Here is a 20770-nt window from a genome sequence, read left to right on the forward strand (position 1 = left end):
AAGCGCATTGTCTGCGCTTTTTTATTATGTGTTTTTTAGCGTTGATGCTCGGTAGCACTTGCATCTGCCATGAGGTTTTCCAGCTCATCCTGTAGCTCAAATAGTTCAGGCTCAACGTTATCTAGCACGCAATCACTTTTAAGTGAGGTTTCTATGGTTTCTGCCAGTGATTTAAGCTTAGGCACACCGGTATAACAGCACGCGCCATGGAATTTGTGGATAACACTTAATACCGTTTGGCAATCGTTTTGCTCAATAGCCTCGTTGAGCTGCGAGAGTGTCTCTGGCACACTTTGTAACAGCATATTGAGCATTTCCAGCGCCAGCTCACCCTTACCCCCTGCGCGTTGTAGCGCAAGCGACCAATCTAAGCAGTTACTTTCAAATGGAGCTGGGCTTTGTGACGTTACACTTTTTATTTTGTCGCGGCTTACGGGCGATTGCGGACTATGATCGCATATAATTTGGCTCAGCATGTCCTCATCAATAGGCTTAGTTAGATAGCCTTTAAAGCCATCTTTTAATAGCTGCTCTTTTTCACTGTGCAGTGCATGCGCGGTTACCGCAATAATAGGTGTGTCTTCGTTTAAAGAAGACTCTTTAATAAGCTTACACGCGGTAATGCCATCCATAATCGGCATTTGTATGTCCATAAATATAACATCGTACTTATGGCTTTTACTTAAACTGTAGGCTTGTGAGCCATTGTAGGCCGTATCTATAAATTCAACTTGTTCTTTTAACAAGGTGCAAATAAGCTTTAAGTTTGCATCGTTGTCATCTACCACCAGTACTTTTAATGGCAATAATGTTTGATCGCTTGGCTCAATATTTAAGGTTGGATGGTCAAGGCGATAAGGCGCAGCCAGTACTTCACATAATTTACGGTGATTAAGCGGCTTACTTAAGCACGCATCGGCACCGCTACCAATAAACGCTTCGCGCATATTATGCGATACAGTATTGAGCATAAGGTATAAATAATCGCACGACTCGCGAACCATATTCACATAGCCTTTAAGTCGCTGCATATCATCTACCGATGCCATATCACCAATAATACAAATATCGTATTTAAACATTTTATGTTTGATGGCATCTAAAAACGCTGCTTCATTAAAACAGGCGGTTACAACCGCTTCCCACTCGTTTAATACAGAAAGCACTGAGTGGTGCGTATGCTCGTGTGGCTCTAAGTATAATATGCGTTTACCAATAAGTGATTTAGAAGGTAAGTCGTTACTAAAGGTATGATCAGGCAACCTAAACACACCATTAAAGGTAAAACAGGTGCCGCTTCCCGGGGCTGAATTTAGCGTTATTCGGCCATTCATAGCCTCTACAATGTGTTTGGTAATAATAAGACCTAAACCAGTGCCGCCAAATTTACGGGTGATGGATGAATCTGCTTGGCCAAATGCAGTAAATAACGCATCTTGCTTATCCATTGGAATACCCACACCGGTATCGGTTACTGATACTAAAATAGAGGCGCGGTCTTCATCTAATAAGCGGTAGCTTATATCAACTTTTATAGAGCCTTTTTCAGTAAACTTAATGGCATTACTTAACAAGTTAATAAGAACTTGTTTAAGGCGAGTGGGGTCACCGGTTAAATCATCAGGCACTTGTGGGTTGATATAAATAGATAGCTCAAGTTGTTTTTCATGCGCCGAGGGAGCTAATAATGTCATAACCTCGTTTACGCTATCGCGTAGTTGAAACTGGATTGATTCAAGCTCCATTGCGCCTGCTTCAAGTTTAGAAAAATCTAAAATATCGCTAATAATCGTCAATAAACTATTGGCAGAAAGCTCTATGGTATCGAGGTAGTCTTTTTGATGTTTATTTAAAGGTGTTTTATACAATTGGCGCGTAAAGCCAATAACCCCATTAAGCGGGGTGCGTAGCTCGTGACTCATCTTGGCTAAAAAGTCGGACTTAACGCGGTTAGCATCTTGCGCCTCTTTTTTGGCCATGGTTAGCTGAATATTTGAGGTTTCGTATTGCTCTAGGGTTTCGCGGTAATCACTCGTGGCCTGATCAATATTTTTCTGCATTTCGTCTTTTTGCATAACCATAGTGTGGGCAATGGTATTAAGCCCTTCACGCAAAAGTTCAAATTCGCCCATCATGGTGTCGTTTAAACCCGTGTCTCTTTTACCCTCAACTAGTTTGTCGGTGGCAAGTACTAACTTATTAAGTGGGTTCATAAACATACGGCTAAGCTTAAGCGCTAAAATAGATGCCAATATTATTGAAAATAAAATAACAATGCCGCTAATTAAAACCGCTCGCTGCTGGCCTATAATCGCTTGGTCTTTGTTAAGTTGTAAAATAACGGTGCCAAGCGGGGTTTGAAAATCATTAATATCCCATTTCGATACCGGCGCAGAGTGATTAAAAATTGGGGTGTAGAACGTGATTAACTCTTCTGATTTATTAATTTTTGTTGTGTGAAGATTTTCAATTTGTTCTTTTTGAGTTAGTTCATCAAACGAGCGATGATAGTTACTGGTCATAATAAGCTGATTGCTGGTATCAAAAATAGCAATCGATTTAATGGTTGGGGAGTGCTTATTGTGTGTGTAACTAATCAGACGGTTGAGCAGCTTTTTATTTTTTTCAAGTAAAGGCTGCTCTAAAGCAATTGCTAAGGGTTCAGATATTGAGCTGCCTTGCTGATATAAAATTTCATCAAGCTCAATGTAACGATTTATTGTAAAATAGCCGCCAAGTAACAAACCAATGATCACTGTGGGGATCAAGGTTAAGGTTAAAACAGAATCACGTAAGCCTAATTTGGTCATAATGGAAGCGTTATTATCATTATTAGTATGGATCGAGTATATACGGTTCATCGGCTATTCTCAAAGCATCTGATTTGCTTATACGTAATACAAAATTTAAGGTAATGCCGCATGGCGCAAATTTTTAAAGCAAAGAAAAAACCACTTAAACAGCAAACACTCACACTTAATATTACGGCCATGGATCATCAAGGGCGGGGCGTTGCCAAACACAATAATAAAGTGTGCTTTGTAAGCGGCGCTTTAATGAATGAAAAAGTAACGGCAAGCCTAATAGAAGATAAAGCCAAGTACAGTAGCGCAAAGCTGGTTAAGGTTATTAATCCAAGCGGTGCGCGCACGCAGCCTTTTTGTCAGCATTATAATCACTGTGGTGGTTGCCAGTTGCAGCACCTAGAAATAAATCAGCAAGTGGTTGAAAAGCAAAATGCAGTGACGCAACTGTTTCAAAAATTTGCCAAATTAAGCGACTTAAATTGGCAAGCGCCTCTTTTAAGTAAGCCCACTCATTACAGACGCAGTGCCCGTATTGCCGTAATGTATGATAAAGCCGCTAAAAAAATGCGAGTTGGGTATCGTGCGCCTAGCTCTAAAAATGTGATTAGTATTGAGCAATGTGAAGTGCTTAGTAAGGCATTTACTAACGTATTTAGTATTTTTGAAACGCTTATTAATCAATACAAAGCGCTACACAGTATAAGTCATTTGCAGTTGTGCCAAAACGAAGCTGGGAACTTTATTGTTATTCGCCATACTAAAGCGATACCAGATGAAGCCAAAAGCTACGTACAAGAAGCGGCAAACGCACAGCAGTGGTTAATTACCTGGCAAGACAACAGCGATGTTATAGAGCAGGCTCATTTGCCTACGCCGTATTATTTTTTAGAAAAGTTTAAATTAAAATTTGAATTTGGCCTTGGTAATTTTATTCAAGTAAATGATGAAGTTAACCAAGCTATGTTAGCTCAGTCGGTAAATTGGCTTAACTTGCAAGGAAACGAGCAAGTATTGGATTTATTTTGTGGTATTGGTAACTTTTCGTTAGTGCTAGCCCAGCATGCTAAATCGGTTTTTGGAGTAGAAGGGGTTGCATCGGCGGTTGCAATGGCGACGCAAAATGCGCAAACTAACTCTATCACTAATGCGCACTTTCATTGTTTTGATTTAACGCAAAAAATTGAAACAGCACAATGGTTTAATAAGGCGCTAGACGTATTAGTATTAGACCCTTCTCGCACAGGTGCTATGGCTGTTTTAGAGCAACTACCTTTAAAGCAGTTTAAAACCATTTTATACGTCTCTTGCGATCCTGTTACTTTAGCCCGTGACAGTGCAATTATTTCGCAAGCAGGCTTTGAAGTTACTAAAATTGGGCTAATGAATATGTTTCCACATACAGGACACATAGAAACAATGGCGTTATTTCAACGGAGGTAAAGCGTTTTATGGTCGCTACACGTCAATCACATCAACAGGACGACACAGGTGACTTTGCTACTAGCCTAAAACAGTTAGCGTTATCGCAAGAGAAAATAACGCTACTAAACAAAGCGCAAGCATTGTGTGTTACATGTGACAACCAAGCACGGCAAAACACGGCCATAGAAATGGTCGAGATTTTAGCCGAGCTAAATTTAGATGCAGAATCTCTCGCAACCGCGTATCTCACGCATTACTACTTAAATGACTTAGTAGACCTTGAAACCGTAGAAGCACAACTTGGCAAAAATGTAGCCATGCTTTTAACTGGGGTTGCGCAAATGGCTGCTATTAGTACTTTATCGCACCAAGGTAAAGGCACTATGCAGGTAGATAACATTCGTAAAATGTTACTTACCATGGTTGAAGATGTGCGCGCTGTGGTGATTAAACTTGCTGAGCAAGTGTGCCATTTACGCAATGTAAAAAATGGCGATGAAGAAGAGCGTGTTATTGCCGCTAAAGAAACTGCAGATATTTTTGCCCCGTTAGCAAACAGGTTAGGTATAGGCCAGCTTAAGTGGGAACTAGAGGATTTATCGTTTAGGTATTTACACCCCGACACCTATAAAAGCATTGCTAAACAACTTGATGACAAGCGCCTTGCCCGTGAAGCCTATATGGAAGATATGGTTGCGCAAGTAAAAGCTCGCTTAAGCGAAGCCGGTATTGAGGCGCAAGTGTATGGTCGCCCTAAGCACATTTACAGCATTTATAAAAAAATGCAGCAAAAAAACTACGAGTTTGATCAGCTGTTTGATATTAGGGCAATGCGAATTGTTGTAGAGCGCCTGCAAGATTGTTACGGCGCGCTAGGTATTGTGCACACTAATTGGCGCCACCTTAATAAAGAGTTTGACGACTACGTTGCTACACCCAAACAAAATGGCTATCAATCAATTCATACCGTGGTATTTGGCCCTGAAGGGAAAACCGTTGAAATACAAATACGCACCAGCGAAATGCACCAAGATGCAGAGCTAGGCGTAGCCGCGCACTGGATGTATAAAGAAGGCGCTTTACCTGGGCGTGGCTCAGGCTATGAGCAAAAAATTAGCTGGTTGCGCAAATTACTGCAATGGCAAGAAGAAGTGGTTGATGGGGGCGATTTAGCCGAAGAGCTTAAAAACCAAGTTGTAGAAGACCGCGTTTATATATTTACCCCAAGTGGCGATATCATCGATTTACCTGTTGGCGCTACACCGCTTGATTTTGCTTACTACATTCACTCAAATGTAGGGCACCGCTGCATAGGGGCTAAAGTATTTGGCAAAATAGTGCCGTTTACACATCAGCTATCAACGGGCGATCAGGTAGAAATTCTCACGCAAAAGCAGCCTAATCCAAGCCGCGATTGGTTAAATCCATCGCTTGGTTATATTAAATCGTCGCGTGCAAGGGCTAAAATCCATCATTGGTTTAAACAGCTCGACCGCGATAAAAACTTAAGCGCCGGTAAAGAGATTCTTGATAACGAACTGCAAAAGCTAGATTTAACCTACAAAGATTTAGACCCAGCTATTAAGCGCTTTAATTTTAAAGAACTAGATGACTTAATGGTTGCCATAGGTGCCGGCGATGTTCGCTTAAACCAAATGCTTAACTTTGTCAGTGATCGTACTGAAGAAGAACCCGTTATTCGTTTTAAAGCGCCAAGTAAAGTAACTGGCGATAAAAACGGCATTGTGGTGGATGGTGTAGGCAGCTTAATGAGCCACGTTGCTAAGTGTTGTCGCCCAGTACCTGGCGATAAAATAATTGGCTATATTACACAAGGCCGTGGCATTGGGGTACACCGCGAAGATTGCGATTCATTTAACAACTTAAAAGAGCTGCACCCAGAGCGTGTAATATCGGTTAGTTGGTCAGATGAAATAAACGGCTCTTATGCGCTAAGTATAAAAATAGAAGCCAGCGATCGCTCAGGTTTAATTCGCGATATTAGCTCTGTACTGGCTAACGAAAAAGTAAATGTGATCAACATGAACGTCAATACTGTTGGGGCTGATCAGTTAGCGGTATTTACTATGCAAATAGAAGTGCATGACCTATCGGGCACAAACCGGGTTTTGTCAAAGCTGCATCAAATTGAAGGTGTGCACAGTGCCAAGCGAAACCAATAAAATGGCAAACAGTAACGCACTTGAGCAACTACTCGATATTATGGCGTTGCTTCGCGATCCTACCGACGGTTGCCCGTGGGATCGCAAGCAAAACTTTAAATCGATTGTACCGCACACGCTAGAAGAAGCCTTTGAAGTGGCCGATTGCATAGAGTCGGGTAATTTAAACGAGCTTAAAAATGAGCTGGGTGATTTACTGTTTCAAATAGTTTTTTACGCACAACTTGCCAAAGAGCAGGAGCTATTTGATTTTAACGACGTGGTTAGTGAGCTAAATAGTAAACTTACCCGCCGTCACCCTCATGTTTTTAACACTAAGCAAGCATTAACCGACGAGCAATTAGCAAAGCAATGGCAAGCAATTAAAGCACAAGAGCGTGCAGCAAAAGTACAGCCAAGCAAAGCCTCACTTTGGCAAGATATACCCACCAATATGCCAAGCCTAACTAAAGCTAAAAAAATTCAGCAGCGTGTTGCCGCACTTGGTTTTGATTGGCCAAGCTACCACGGGGCACTTGATAAAGTAAGTGAAGAAGTACTTGAAGTAAAAGAAGCGCTTGAGCACGACCCTTCATCCGATCATACCGCAGAAGAAATAGGCGACTTATTATTTGCCACGGTAAATGTGGCTCGCCATGTTAAACGCGACCCAGAGCAACTACTCAGACAAGCCAACGATAAGTTCTCGGCACGCTTTGAAAAAGTGCAAGGTTATTTAATTGCAAAAGGTAAAAGTTTAGAGCGCGCAACGCTTGACGAAATGGAAGAAGCATGGGAAGCCATTAAAAAAGCGAAATAAGATTAGCTCAGTACAACCTAATGTTAATCAACGAACATTTTTTGTGCGTCTAAACGCTATTTTTAGCTGGATTGCTCAACGCTGTTTTGGTACAATTTCGCCCCGTCTTGATGATATACCCAGAGTCTCTTTCTCGGGTGTTATATTCCTTTTAATTCCTGATATTCTAGGGTTCGCATGAGTACAAAATTTATCTTCGTTACTGGCGGGGTTGTTTCTTCGTTGGGTAAAGGTATTGCAGCAGCGTCATTGGCAGCTATTTTAGAGGCCCGCGGTTTAGATGTTACCATTTTAAAGCTGGATCCTTACATAAACGTTGACCCAGGCACAATGAGCCCAATTCAACACGGTGAAGTATACGTTACAGAAGACGGCGCCGAAACGGATCTTGATTTAGGTCACTACGAGCGTTTTATTCGCACCAAAATGACCAGCCGCAACAACTTCACACAAGGGCGAGTGTACGAAGATGTACTACGTCGTGAGCGCCGTGGTGAATACTTAGGTGCAACCATTCAGGTTATTCCACACATCACAAATGACATTAAGCAACGTGTATACGACGGTGCTGAAGGTCATGATATTGCGATTGTAGAAATTGGTGGCACAGTAGGTGATATTGAATCACAACCATTTATTGAAGCAATTCGTCAGTTAGGTACAGAAATTGGCCGCGAACGCGCGCTATTTATTCACCTAACGCTAGTGCCATTCTTAGGCCCTGCAGGCGAAGTTAAAACAAAACCAACACAGCACTCGGTTAAAGAGTTACGCTCTGTAGGTATTCAGCCAGATATTCTTATTTGTCGCTCAGACCGTAAATTGCCTAACAATGAACGTGCAAAAATTGCATTGTTTACAAACGTTGAAGAAAAAGCGGTTATTTCGCTTCCTGACGTAGACAGCATTTACAAAATTCCTGCGCTATTAAAATCACAAGAGCTAGATAACTTTGTGTGTCGTCGTTTCCACCTTGACGCACCAGAAGCTGATTTAGTTGAATGGGAACAAGTACTTTATCAAGAGTCTAACCCGACTGGCGAAGTAACGATTGGTATGGTTGGTAAGTACATTGAACTACCAGATGCATACAAATCAGTTAACGAAGCACTAAAACATGCAGGTCTTAAAAACCGTTTAACCATTAATATTGAATACGTTGACTCGCAAGACTTAGAAAGTAAAGGGGTAGAACTGCTTTCTCATCTAGACGCTATTTTAGTACCAGGTGGTTTTGGCGGCCGTGGTGTTGAAGGTAAAATTTTAGCAGCTAAGTATGCCCGTGAAAACAAAGTACCTTACCTAGGCATTTGTTTAGGTATGCAAGTAGCACTTATTGAATACGCACGTAATGTTGCAGGTTTAACCGACGCTAACTCAACTGAGTTTAATATTCACTCTAAAGCGCCAGTAGTGGGCTTAATTACCGAGTGGTTAGATGCTGAGGGTAACATTGAGATACGTGATGAAAAATCTGATTTAGGTGGCACCATGCGTTTAGGCGCACAAAAATGTCACTTAACGCCGGGTTCTAAGGTGCACGAAGTGTACGGCAATACAGAAATTATTGAACGTCACCGTCATCGCTACGAAGTAAACAACAACTTTGTAGAGCAATTAGAGCAAGCAGGCTTAAGCTTTACCGGTTTATCAGAAGATAAAAAACTAGTAGAGATCATCGAAAATAAAGATCACCCATGGTTTATTGCCGCGCAATTCCACCCGGAATTTACGTCAACACCACGTGATGGTCACCCGTTATTTGAAGGGTTTGTAGCAGCTGCTCATACTCATCAAAAAACGTCTTCGTAATTAAAAAAAGCCGTGCATATTGCACGGCTTTTTTGTCTAAAGGGCTGACTAAAAGATATAAAACGTAGTAAAGTTAGCTGAACTCACCATTTTGGGAATATAGAGGAATCAAGATGTCAGAAATCGTAAAAGTAATTGGTCGCGAAATTATGGACTCGCGTGGTAACCCTACTGTTGAAGCTGATGTATATTTAGCTGATGGTTCTTGGGGCCGCGCTGCCGCTCCTTCAGGTGCATCAACAGGTACTCGCGAAGCACTAGAGCTACGTGATGGTGACAAAGCCCGTTACTTAGGTAAAGGCGTATTAAACGCAGTTGGTTTTATTAACAACGAAATTGCGGATGCGCTAAAAGGCCAAAATGCATTAGAGCAAAGTGCTGTAGATAAAGTAATGCTAGATTTAGATGGCACCGAAAATAAAGAAAAACTAGGTGCAAATGCTATCTTAGCGGTATCACTAGCAACTGCAAAAGCCGCTGCACAATTTAAAAAAGTTGAGCTTTACGAGCACATCGCAGACTTAAACGGTACACCAGGTGTTTACTCAATGCCGTTACCTATGATGAACATCATCAACGGTGGTGAGCACGCCGATAACTCTGTAGATATTCAAGAATTTATGATCCAACCTGTTGGCGCTGAAAACTTCCGCGAAGGCCTACGTATGGGCGCTGAAGTATTCCACAGCCTTGCTAAAGTATTAAAAGCAGACGGCCACTCTACAGCGGTAGGTGATGAAGGTGGTTTTGCACCAAACCTTGCATCAAACGAAGCGGCACTTGCAGCTATTAAAACAGCTGTAGCAAACGCAGGTTACGAGCTAGGTAAAGATATTACACTGGCTATGGACTGTGCAGCCTCTGAGTTTTACGACAAAGAAGCAAACATTTACGATCTAAAAGGTGAAGGCAAAAAGTTCACTTCAGAAGAGTTTAACTACTTCTTAAAAGATTTAACTGAGCAATACCCAATTGTATCTATTGAAGATGGCTTAGATGAGTCAGATTGGGATGGCTTTGCGCACCAAACTAAATTAATGGGCGATAAAATCCAATTAGTAGGCGATGATTTATTCGTAACTAACACTAAGATTTTAAAACGCGGTATTGATAACGGTATTGCTAACTCAATCCTAATTAAATTTAATCAAATTGGTTCACTAACTGAAACGTTAGCAGCAATCAAAATGGCTAAAGATGCAGGCTTTACAGTTGTTATTTCGCACCGTTCTGGCGAAACAGAAGATGCAACAATTGCTGATTTAGCAGTGGGTACTGCTGCTGGTCAAATTAAAACAGGTTCATTGAGCCGTTCTGACCGTGTTGCTAAGTACAACCAACTTCTTCGCATTGAAGAAGCGCTAGGTTCTAAAGCACCTTACAACGGTCTTAAAGAAGTTAAAGGTCAGTAATTCTATTTTATATAGAATCTTATTTTTAATTTTAGATAATAAAATCCTCGCTAATGCGGGGATTTTTTATGCCTGATAATTTTTCAAAGAGATGAGAATGCTTTGTAGGCGTTAAGCTTGCTGACGCGCGCACGTAGTGCGAAACAGGATTTGCTTAACTCATAATATTTTCTGCACAGCTCAGAGCTGAAATTGCTGCTTCAATATTTCACCTGTAAAACTGGTTTTTAAATAAAAACCACGCGGTAAGGTTTTTATTGTTTGCCCATTTGGACCAATAGCATCGGTAACTACTTTGCTATTAGCGGCTTTAGGTCTAATTTGTATAGCATCCCCTAAATGGCCTGATATTTCATCAACTCGCCCAAGCGCTATTAACTCCATTTGTTCTTCCCAATCACGTTGTAGCAACGCATCTTGCTCAGGCGTAGGCTGCCATAAAAAACCACTGCCTATGGTTCTATCAAAAGGCGCAATATCGCGCTCACTCAATATAGGCAGCCATAAAACATGATTGAGTTTTTTACGCACAGCGCTTGTATGCCACGTCATGCCGGTTACGTTTATAAGGGGGGTAACCGACACAAAAGTGGTTTCTAAGGGTTTTCCTTTATACGAAATAGGCAGTGTTTTTAATTCAACGCCTAAATCTTCAAAGTCGGGGAGGGGTTTTGAGCCTGCAGTAGCGCCTAACACGTATTCAATAAGTTGCCCGGTCCAGCCTTTTTCACGTAATAGGTCGTCAGGGGTTTTAAAGCTGTATTGAGAGGCTAATTGCCCTAATGTTAAACCGGCAATAGCGTTTACGCGTTGCATTAAGTCATTAATTGAATGGGGTTTTGTTGGTCGCATGCTACTCATTTATCTTGAATAATTAACAGCGCCATGATAGCAAAACCCCTGTAAGGTGGATATCTTTGCTTTTGGTTGTTTTTTATACGTACTGTGTTTGGCGTAATTTTGCTCACCCCAAAAAGTCACAGTTTAACTGTAAGTGACTGACTAGCTTTAATATTTTCAATTAACTCATTCAGCTTTAATTAAGTTAGCAAATTCTATATGGGATAAATACAACTATATAAACAAGTTTATCCACAGAATCTGTGGAGAAAGCGAGTTTTTAGATCTGCTATTGTGGACTTGTTTGCAAAATAGCCTTGTTTATCAAAAGTTATACACAAGCTGTGAGTAAATAGCACTAAACATAATAATCAAGGCATAGCTTAGCTTTTTTTGCTAAAAGTTGCGTCAATTAAGGGTTATTTTATCCTTGTAATTACTCAGTGCTCATTTAAGGTTAAGTCGTTATGCACAGCGTAAATAGTAAACGTGCGATTAGGGCGTGATGACTTTGGGGATAATAGTGTTTGCCGAATTGCAGCTAATGTGGAACAATCATTAAAAATCGACTTACAAATGAGGCACTAAGGTGATTGATGCCGAAGGTTTTCGTGCCAATGTCGGAATTGTAATTTGCAATAATCAGGGGCAGGTTTTTTGGGCTAGACGTTACGGTCAACATTCTTGGCAATTTCCCCAAGGCGGTGTTGATGACGGAGAAACACCCGAACAAACCATGTACCGTGAATTACACGAAGAAGTAGGTTTGCGACCAGAAGATGTAGAAATAGTTGCAAGCTCAAAACATTGGTTACGCTATAAATTACCCAAGCGATTAATTCGCCGCGACTCTAGTCCGGTGTGTATTGGGCAAAAACAAAAATGGTTTTTATTAAAACTGCGTTGCAAAGATGAAGATGTAAACTTGCTTAAAACACATCATCCCGAGTTTGATGATTGGCGCTGGGTGAGTTATTGGTACCCAGTAAGGCAAGTGGTATCGTTTAAACGCGATGTATACAGACGGGTGATGAAAGAGTTTGCACCGTTTGCAATGCCTTTTAATAAAAGAGAACATCATAAAGAACAGTGGCGACACAAAAGGTAGTAGCATAATTATAAAATAAGGAGCAGGTAATGCTGGCAACACTTAGAACTATTGCTGAGTCTGTTTCGCAACAAGCGAATTTAGACAGTGCCTTAGTGTGCTTTGTGAAAATGGTTAAAGAGGCCATGAAAACCCAGTGCTGCTCTATTTATTTTGCCGACTACAGCCAGGATAACTTTGTACTTATGGCAACCGAAGGCCTAAACCCCGATGCCGTAGGTAAGTTTAGAATTGGTTTTACCGAAGGGCTTGTAGGTTTAGTAGCCCAGCGTGAAGAGCCCATTAATATAGCTTTTGCAAAATCTCATCCGCGTTTTAAGCTCTCCCCCGAAGTAAACGAAGAAGGTTACAATGCTTTTTTGTCTGTGCCTGTGGTACATCAAAAAAAGGTATTGGGCGTTATTGTTGTACAACAAAAAATGGCGCGGGTTTTTAGCCAAGACGAAGAGTCATTTTTAATTACCCTTTCAGCGCAGCTAGCCTCGCAACTTGCGCATGCTGAAATAAAAGAGCTTTTACGCCAAGACGAATCATCACACCAAACCTCAGTGCTCAAAGGGGTCTCGAGTGCGCCAGGTATTGGGATTGGCCAAGCCTTTGTGGTACTGCCCAAGCTTGATTTTAAATCTATAGAACTAAAAAAAGATCCCGATAGCGCCGAGCAACGCCGTTTGTTTACACAAGCCGTTGCTGCCACCCGCAAAGAATTTAATACCCTGTCAATGACCTTGAGTGACTCAATCCCGCGTGAAGCACTCGCGGTATTTGATGTATACCAACAATTACTTGATGCGAAAAGTTTAGGCCACAATGTTGAGGTACAGTTACAAGAGGGCTGGTGTGCAAAAAGCGCCTTAAAAATTGTTATTGAGCGGCTTATTTCGCAGTTTAATGCCATGCAAGATCCCTACATTAAAGAGCGCGCAGTTGATGTAAAAGACATTGGTTTAAGGGTATTACACCACCTTGTAAACACAGAGCACGCAGTAAAAGATTACCCACCCAATACCATATTAATTGCGAATACCTTAACGCCCGCCATGCTGGCTGAAGTACCCAACGGGCATTTAGCGGGTGTAGTGAGTGTGAATGGCTCAGCCAATAGCCATGCCTCTATATTAACCCGAGCGATGGGAATACCGGCTATTTGGGGTATTGAAGATTTACCCTTATTGCAATTTGATGCTAAACCAATGATTTTAGATGCCTTTGCTGGGCGTTTATATATTTCTCCTTCGCAAGTGTTACTCGACGAATACGCACAGTTAAAGCACCAAGATAAACTACTCAATAACCGCTTTTTAGCAGAGCAAAGTGCGCAGTCGGTTACCTTAGATGGTGAGCAAATAAATTTAATGCTAAATGCAGGGCTTGAGCTTAATACCGAGCAAAGCAGTGCGCATATTTGCGATGGGGTAGGACTTTATCGTACCGAAGCATGGTTTATGCAAAAGGGGCAATTTCCATCGCAAGCTGAGCAAGAAAACTGGTATAGGGAGGTGCTAAAAAGTTACCACCCAGCGCCAGTGGTTATGCGAACCCTAGATATTGGTGGCGATAAAGTTTTAGATTACTTTAATATCACCGAAGAAAATCCCTTTTTAGGGTGGCGCGGCATACGCATAAGCCTTGACCATCCAGAGCTATTTTTAGATCAGCTCAAAGCTATGTTAAAAGCAAATATGGGCTTAGGTAATTTAAAAATAATGCTGCCTATGATCAGCGGTACAGAAGAGGTAGACGAAGCGCTCGCGTTATTTGAACAAGCTTATTTTGAACTGGCAGAAAAACACCCAGAGCAAAATTTGGAGCGCCCAGAAGTGGGCATTATGCTTGAAGTACCCTCAAGTATATTTATGCTCGACGAGTGGGCTAAAAAAGTAGATTTTTGCTCAGTAGGCAGTAACGATTTAACGCAATACTTACTTGCTGTCGATAGAGCAAATGCGCGCGTGGCTCAGTTATTTAACCCATATCACCCCGGTGTGTTAAGGGTATTAAATAAAGTAGCGAATGAATGTAATAAACACCGTTTACCCTTTAGTTTATGTGGCGAGCTAGGCGGCGAGCCAGAGGGCGCTATTTTACTCATTGCCATGGGCTATAGGCATTTAAGTATGAACATGTCGTCGTTAACTAAAGTAAAGTGGATTTTAAGGCGCTTAAATATTAACGATATGCAGCAATTACTCGCAGAGTGCTTAGTGCAATCGAACGCTAAACAGGTACTGCGCTTAACGCGCAATTTTATGATTGAACACCAATTAGGCGATCTATTCTACACCGCCAAATAATGCAGCGCTTAAAGATGCTATTAACTTTATAATCCTTTAATATAGGCGCACGAAAAGGTATTTGAGAACACTATGTATGACTTAGCTTTACTCGTGGCCAGTTGTGCGCTACTTGGCTGTGTAGTTGGCTTTTTAGCTGGGCTATTAGGGATAGGCGGCGGTTTAATTATTGTGCCTGTTTTAAGTAGCTTATTACTGATGTTTGACGTTACTTCACCTGATCACGTATTAGTTATTTCTATTGCAACATCGCTTGCCTCTATTTTATTCACTTCTACTTCTTCAGTCTTGGCTCATCATAAAAATGATAATGTGCCGTGGCAAATTGCACCGTGGGTTATGTCGGGTGTAGGCTTAGGCGCGTTAATAAGTGGCTTTGCCGCAAGTTTAATACCCGAACAAGCATTACGCAGCGTGTTTGCAATTAGCGTTGTGTTTATTGCAGGCAGAATGGTGTGGGCATCACGTAGTAAATCGCTCAAAGAAAAACCGCTACCAAAAGGGGTTATTTTAGGGAGCATTTCTGCCCTTATGGGCGCGCTTTCTGGTTTAATAGGTATTGGTGGCGGCGCACTTATTGCCCCTATGCTTAATTACTTTTCAGTTGATATGAAAAAAGCGATAGGCTGTGCATCAGCGAGCGGCATTGTTATCGCGCTATTTGGCTCTATTGGTTATATAAGCGCAGGCTGGCAGGTAACCGATTTAGCCCATGGGTTCGCAGGGTTTGTATACTTACCTGCATTATTTGGTATTGTAATAACATCTTGGTTTGTGGCGCCCTTAGGGGCTAAAGCAACTCATTATTTACCTGTTAATATAATAAAGAAAATTTTCGCGGTGTTGCTTGTGCTCATCGCACTTAAAATGGTTTTTAGCTAAAGGTTTATTTATGGCACTTGAGTTTCCTCAAATCGATCCAATAATTTTTTCTGTTGGACCGCTAAGCGTACGTTGGTACGGTTTAATGTATTTAATTGGTTTTGCATTTGCGATGTGGTTTGCTAATCGTCAAGCCGAAAAACCAAACTCTGGTTGGACTAAAGAGCAAGTTAGCGACTTGCTTTTTTACGGCATGCTAGGGGTTATTTTAGGCGGTAGAATTGGTTATGTATTGTTTTATCAGTTTAGTTACTTTTTAGAAAATCCATTATATTTATTTAGAATTGACCAAGGCGGTATGTCGTTCCACGGCGGAACATTAGGGGTTATTACCGCTATTATACTATTTGCCAAAACCCGCAAAAAATCACTATTTGCAGTGGGAGATTTTGTGGTGCCGCTGGTTCCGGTAGGCTTATTAGCAGGGCGTATTGGTAACTTTATAAATGGCGAATTATGGGGCCGCGTAAGCGATGTGCCATGGGCAATGGTATTTCCAACGGGTGGGCCGCTTGCGCGTCACCCATCGCAGTTATACGAAGCCTTTTTTGAAGGGCTAGTCCTGTTTTTAATTTTATTATGGTTTATTAAAAAGCCTCGCCCTGCAGGCAGTGTAGCCGGTGTGTTTTTATTAGGGTACGGCGTATTTAGATTTTGTATTGAATATTTCCGCCAACCAGATGCGCAGCTTGGCCTATTTGCCGATTTTATCTCAATGGGTCAAATACTCTCGTTACCTATGATAATTGGTGGCCTAGGGCTATTAATTTGGGCGTACAAAAAACCGCAACCTGTAACCGCAGCAAAGGCATAGTAAGAACAGATCATGAAACAATATTTAAAATTATGTCAGCGCATTGTTGACGAAGGTGTATGGGTAGAAAACAAACGCACAGGCACGCGCTGCTTAACCGTTATTAATGCCGACTTAGAATACGATGTAGGTAATAATAAATTCCCTATGATCACCACTCGTAAAAGTTACTACAAAGCCGCTATAGCAGAGCTTTTAGGTTACTTACGAGGGTACGATAGTGCAGCGCAATTTCGCGATATAGGCTGTAAAACTTGGGATGCAAACGCAAACGATAATAACGCATGGCTAAATAACCCTAACCGCAAAGGCGAGGACGACATGGGCCGCGTTTATGGCGTGCAAGGGCGTAATTGGCAGCGCCCAGATGGCTCAACGCTCGATCAGCTTGCTAAAGTAATAAATAACTTAAAAAACGGGATTGATGACAGAGGTGAAATAATTACCTTTTATAATCCTGGTGAGTTTGAGCTTGGTTGCTTGCGCCCATGTATGCACACGCATACGTTTTCGCTGCTTGGCGACACGCTGTATTTAACATCGTATCAGCGCAGTTGCGATGTGCCTCTAGGGCTTAATTTTAATCAAATTCAGTGCTTTGTATTACTGGCATTGGTAGCGCAAATTACCGGCCATAAAGCAGGTAAGGCGTATCATAAAATTGCTAACGCGCATATTTACGAAAACCAGTTACCGTTAATGCGCGATGTACAGCTAACACGTGAGCCGTTTGACTCACCGCAATTAAATATTAACCCAAACATAAAATCACTAGAAGATATAGAAACATGGGTAACACGAGACGATTTTGAAGTAGTAGGCTATCAATGCCACGAACCAATCCAATATCCGTTTTCAGTATAATAAGATTAAGGAGAACAAGATGAAAGCAGTGATCCCCGTAGCAGGCCTTGGAACGCGTATGTTACCTGCCACAAAAGCTATTCCTAAAGAGATGCTCCCAGTGGTAGACCGCCCGCTTATTCAATATGTAGTAAATGAAGCGGTAGCAGCAGGTGTTAAAGAGATTGTACTTGTAACACACTCAAGTAAAAACTCTATCGAAAACCATTTTGATACCAGCTTTGAGCTAGAAGCCACGCTTGAAAAACGCGTAAAGCGGCAATTACTTGCCGAAGTACAGGCAATTTGCCCTAAAGATGTGACCATTATTCACGTACGCCAAGGCGAAGCCAAAGGCTTAGGCCACGCAATTAACTGTGCAGCGCCAATTATTGGCAACGAACCCTTTGTGGTTATTTTGCCAGATGTAATTGTTGATGACGTAGAGAGCGACCTTAAAAAAGACAACCTAGCAGAGATGATCGCCCGTTTTGAAGAAACTAAGCACAGCCAAATTATGGTTGAGCCAGTACCAATGGACGAAGTAGACAAATTTGGTGTTGTTGATTTAGGTGACGTAGAGCTTCACCAAGGTGAAAGCTCGCCAATTATTAACATGGTAGAAAAACCGCCAGTAGATGAAGCACCTTCAAACCTATCGGTAGTAGGGCGTTATGTATTAAGCGAAAACATCTGGCCACTGCTTGCTAAAACGCCGCAAGGGGCTGGCAACGAAATTCAACTTACAGATGCAATTGCCATGCTAATGCAGCAAGAAAAAGTAGACGCGTACGCAATGAAAGGCCGCAGCCACGATTGCGGTAGCAAAATAGGCTACTTAAAAGCAACGATAGAGTTTGCTTTGCGCCGCGACGAGTTTGCAGATGATTTAAAAACATTTATTAAATCGTTAATTTAGGTTTTATTAAATTACCCACCAAGGCGCCTGTTTAGGCGCCTTTTTTAGTGCTCAATTATTAATACCAAAATAGGTATGGGTTTACTTAATTTTAACCACGCCAGTAATAAAGATGGTCTACGCTTAATTATGTTCTGAATTTGACTTGCGTTATATAGCAACATAACGTAATTTATATTGTAAAGTTTATGTTAATTGGCATCAAAGTTGTATTAAAAGCCAAACTCACGGAAGGGTCATGTTAATTTTATCTATGCAGGTAAATTAGCGTGCGGGAGCAAAAATCGCTCATTGTTTAAATTGCTAAGTTAAACGCTTTCTTGTGAGAATGTTTAACTGAAATGTAAGTGCACAGGCACTGCTTTCAGGATAACGGGTACATGCTTAAATTAAAAAAATACTATAAACACTTTTTTGTATGCCTTTTTACGCTTACGTTTGGCACGGCGTGCTCTATTACGCCTACCGCTAAACCTGCTGTTGATAATGAAATACCTAACACCACGCCCGATTACGTATCGATAACTGCACTAGAGCTTGCGCAATTAAAAGATGCAGCAATGCAATGGCAGCAAGCACGCGCCGGTATAGAGCGTATTTTAAAGCTTGAAAAAGAAATTACTTACCTGGTTAATCATATAGATATAATAAACTCTAAAGCTATTGCACAATCTAATGCAAGCCCTGCCTACAGTAGCCGTTACACTCGCACGCCTTCACGTACAACCAGTAATAAGCCACGTCGTCAGCAAACTTACAAAGCTGCTAACAATAACCAAAAGCAAACTATAAAGCTTAATACCCCTAAACATGTATTTGCATTACAAGTTGCCTCGGTTGATTCTAAGCAGGATGTAGCCAAAGCTTGGCAAGAACTAAATACCAAAGCAGCGCCACTATTTAGAGATAAAATATTAACCAACGTAGAAACCGCAAAAATAAATAATAAAACCTTTTATCGCTTAAAGCTTGGCTCCTATAAAAACCTTAAAAATGCCAAAGCCGACTGTGAAGTATTTAAAATGTATAAGCTCGACTGCATTGTAAGTAACTACACCGATAAGCCAATTAAACTTTAATAGTGATACTAACCCGCAATAATAAATAATTATTTTACGGGGCTAATCGTGTTGCGTTCTGCGTTAATAAATCTCGTTTAGAGCAACTAAATAGCGAATTTTTTTGCCTAGCTATCAATACGTTTTACTATCCTCATAATAGATTACTTAATTAAGCTAATTGGTATAAAAGCGCAATAGGTCCTAGCACGCGTGACTTGCTAAGCATTGTTTGGCTGTTAAAATAGCGCTCACTCTTACCCAAATTAACAACATACTTATGCTGCACTACAAGGATTTTTTAGCCACATTAGTTTTAGGCTTTGCATTAGCAAACAGTGCTCACGCACTCGCAACGGCCCAAAAGCAGGCGGTGCTCATTAAAAAAGATGATTTAGCCGTACTAAAAGAGTCAGCGCAGCAGTGGCAACAAACCAAGCCTCAACTAGAAAGACTGTTAAAGCTAGAAAGTGAATTACAGCGCACAGTAGATAAATTAAAACAACTTAACGCGCAGCCAAAACCACAGCAAACTAACCACTTAGCTGTTGTAAATACAAATGCGCTGTTTGCTGTGCAAGTGGGGGCATATAAAAATAAAGCGGTACTTGAAGCGGCTATAAAGCAATTTCAATCGGCCTCAAATAAGCTTGAAGTAAATACCGAGCAAGTACTGATTGACCAGCACACCTTTTATAGATTAAAGCTTGGTGCGTTTAAAACAAAAGAAGCAGCAAAGGATGCATGTAAGTCATTAATAAAAATTAATAACTGCTTTGTCACTTACTATGTCAAAACGCCTCAAAGTTAATTAACCTGAACTCTGGTTAAGAGCCTTACTAGCATATTGAACTATCTTGATACTTAAATTTATTATCTCTGGCTAGAGATAGGTTTATTATCCAGAGTTTAGGTTAATTAGGCATAATAATTGCTTTATCCTCGGTATGTTTTGAAGAGGACGGCAACTATGCGCCTTTTACTGCCTTTAGTATTGTTAAATTTAACTGCTTGCAACTTGGTTCCGCCCCCAGAGCTGAGTGTGCCTACTGACGCGCCAAAAGCAGCAATGGCCCCCTATACCGTTAACGAGTATGTAGCAAATCTAGCCTCGCAGCTTAACCATGTAAATGGTGCTTTAAATGCCAATGCGCGCATTGGTGTGAGTAGCTTTTTTTATGCGGATGCTTTAGATACTAAGCTAGTAGCAGGGCAGGCCTCGGGTTTGAGCTTACAAATTCAAGAAAGCTTATTAACGCAATTTACCCAGCTTGGCTATCATACCGTTGAGTACCGCCTTGGCAATAACCTTATATTAGCGCAAAACGCAGACAGCATATTAAGCCGCGACTTAAGTAAATTACGCAATCGCCAAAATATTGACTTAGTCATCACCGGCACTGTAACGCGCCAACAGCATGCTTACATAGTTAATGCACGACTCGTTAATATTGAAAACAAGCAAGTACTGTCGGCAGGCAGCACAGAAATCCCTATAAATGTAATGTGGGGAAACGAAAAAATTCAGCAGCGTGACGGCTCTTTGTACCGCAGCGAATATTAATCTGGAGCACACC

Annotated in this window: 16 protein-coding genes; 14 read left to right on the forward strand and 2 right to left on the reverse strand. The window is 41.3% G+C overall.

Annotated features, from left to right (window positions below; translation table 11 throughout):
• Nucleotides 1–35: 35 nt before the first annotated feature.
• Nucleotides 36–2810, reverse strand: a complete 2775-nt coding sequence (gene barA / locus SJY38_RS02835; RefSeq protein ID WP_377109270.1) for a two-component sensor histidine kinase BarA — start codon at nt 2808–2810, stop codon at nt 36–38.
• Nucleotides 2811–2921: 111 nt separating this feature from the next.
• On the opposite strand from barA, the gene rlmD reads away from it, so the two are divergent.
• From rlmD to eno, 5 genes are all read left to right on the forward strand, one after another.
• Nucleotides 2922–4247: a 23S rRNA (uracil(1939)-C(5))-methyltransferase RlmD gene (rlmD, locus tag SJY38_RS02840; protein WP_377109271.1), complete on the forward strand. Its 1326-nt coding sequence runs from the start codon at nt 2922–2924 to the stop codon at nt 4245–4247.
• Nucleotides 4248–4255: 8 nt separating this feature from the next.
• Entirely contained in the window at nt 4256–6412 is a 2157-nt protein-coding gene (gene relA, locus SJY38_RS02845) for a GTP diphosphokinase (RefSeq protein ID WP_096041286.1), read from the forward strand.
• A 1-nt stretch (nt 6413) separates the two neighbouring features.
• Nucleotides 6414–7211 (forward strand): nucleoside triphosphate pyrophosphohydrolase, encoded by a 798-nt coding sequence (mazG, locus tag SJY38_RS02850; protein WP_377110195.1) that lies wholly within the window; start codon nt 6414–6416, stop codon nt 7209–7211.
• Between the two features lie 177 nt (nt 7212–7388).
• Nucleotides 7389–9023, forward strand: a complete 1635-nt coding sequence (locus tag SJY38_RS02855; RefSeq protein WP_004586236.1) for a CTP synthase — start codon at nt 7389–7391, stop codon at nt 9021–9023.
• Between the two features lie 113 nt (nt 9024–9136).
• A complete protein-coding gene (gene eno / locus SJY38_RS02860) occupies nt 9137–10435 on the forward strand; it encodes a phosphopyruvate hydratase (RefSeq protein WP_029771921.1) in 1299 nt (432 codons plus the stop codon).
• Nucleotides 10436–10615: 180 nt separating this feature from the next.
• On the opposite strand, the gene mutH is transcribed toward eno, so the two are convergent.
• Complete coding sequence (mutH, locus tag SJY38_RS02865) at nt 10616–11287, reverse strand: DNA mismatch repair endonuclease MutH (protein WP_248452059.1); 672 nt, start codon at nt 11285–11287, stop codon at nt 10616–10618.
• A 577-nt stretch (nt 11288–11864) separates the two neighbouring features.
• Here mutH and rppH point away from each other — a divergent pair.
• The 9 genes from rppH (at nt 11865) to SJY38_RS02910 (ending at nt 20757) form a co-directional block, all read left to right on the forward strand.
• On the forward strand, nt 11865–12383 hold the full coding sequence (gene rppH / locus SJY38_RS02870; RefSeq protein WP_004586239.1) for an RNA pyrophosphohydrolase: 519 nt from the start codon (nt 11865–11867) through the stop codon (nt 12381–12383).
• Nucleotides 12384–12412: 29 nt separating this feature from the next.
• Entirely contained in the window at nt 12413–14677 is a 2265-nt protein-coding gene (gene ptsP / locus SJY38_RS02875; RefSeq protein WP_004586240.1) for a phosphoenolpyruvate--protein phosphotransferase, read from the forward strand.
• 72 nt (nt 14678–14749) lie between these two features.
• Nucleotides 14750–15559 (forward strand): sulfite exporter TauE/SafE family protein, encoded by an 810-nt coding sequence (locus SJY38_RS02880; protein ID WP_248452060.1) that lies wholly within the window; start codon nt 14750–14752, stop codon nt 15557–15559.
• 10 nt (nt 15560–15569) lie between these two features.
• Entirely contained in the window at nt 15570–16373 is an 804-nt protein-coding gene (gene lgt / locus SJY38_RS02885; protein ID WP_004586242.1) for a prolipoprotein diacylglyceryl transferase, read from the forward strand.
• A 12-nt stretch (nt 16374–16385) separates the two neighbouring features.
• On the forward strand, nt 16386–17237 hold the full coding sequence (locus tag SJY38_RS02890) for a thymidylate synthase (RefSeq protein ID WP_004586243.1): 852 nt from the start codon (nt 16386–16388) through the stop codon (nt 17235–17237).
• 19 nt (nt 17238–17256) lie between these two features.
• Nucleotides 17257–18135 carry a UTP--glucose-1-phosphate uridylyltransferase GalU gene (gene galU, locus SJY38_RS02895; RefSeq protein WP_004586244.1) on the forward strand — a complete coding sequence of 293 codons (879 nt, stop codon included), beginning with the start codon at nt 17257–17259 and terminating at the stop codon, nt 18133–18135.
• Nucleotides 18136–18515: 380 nt separating this feature from the next.
• On the forward strand, nt 18516–19214 hold the full coding sequence (locus SJY38_RS02900; RefSeq protein ID WP_273606092.1) for an SPOR domain-containing protein: 699 nt from the start codon (nt 18516–18518) through the stop codon (nt 19212–19214).
• 211 nt (nt 19215–19425) lie between these two features.
• On the forward strand, nt 19426–20004 hold the full coding sequence (locus SJY38_RS02905) for an SPOR domain-containing protein (RefSeq protein WP_286741831.1): 579 nt from the start codon (nt 19426–19428) through the stop codon (nt 20002–20004).
• A 159-nt stretch (nt 20005–20163) separates the two neighbouring features.
• Entirely contained in the window at nt 20164–20757 is a 594-nt protein-coding gene (locus SJY38_RS02910) for a FlgO family outer membrane protein (RefSeq protein WP_286741832.1), read from the forward strand.
• The last annotated feature ends 13 nt before the right edge of the window (nt 20758–20770 follow it).

The organism is Pseudoalteromonas sp. R86517 (assembly GCF_042466295.1).
GTDB classification, from domain to species: Bacteria; Pseudomonadota; Gammaproteobacteria; order Enterobacterales; family Alteromonadaceae; genus Pseudoalteromonas; species Pseudoalteromonas atlantica.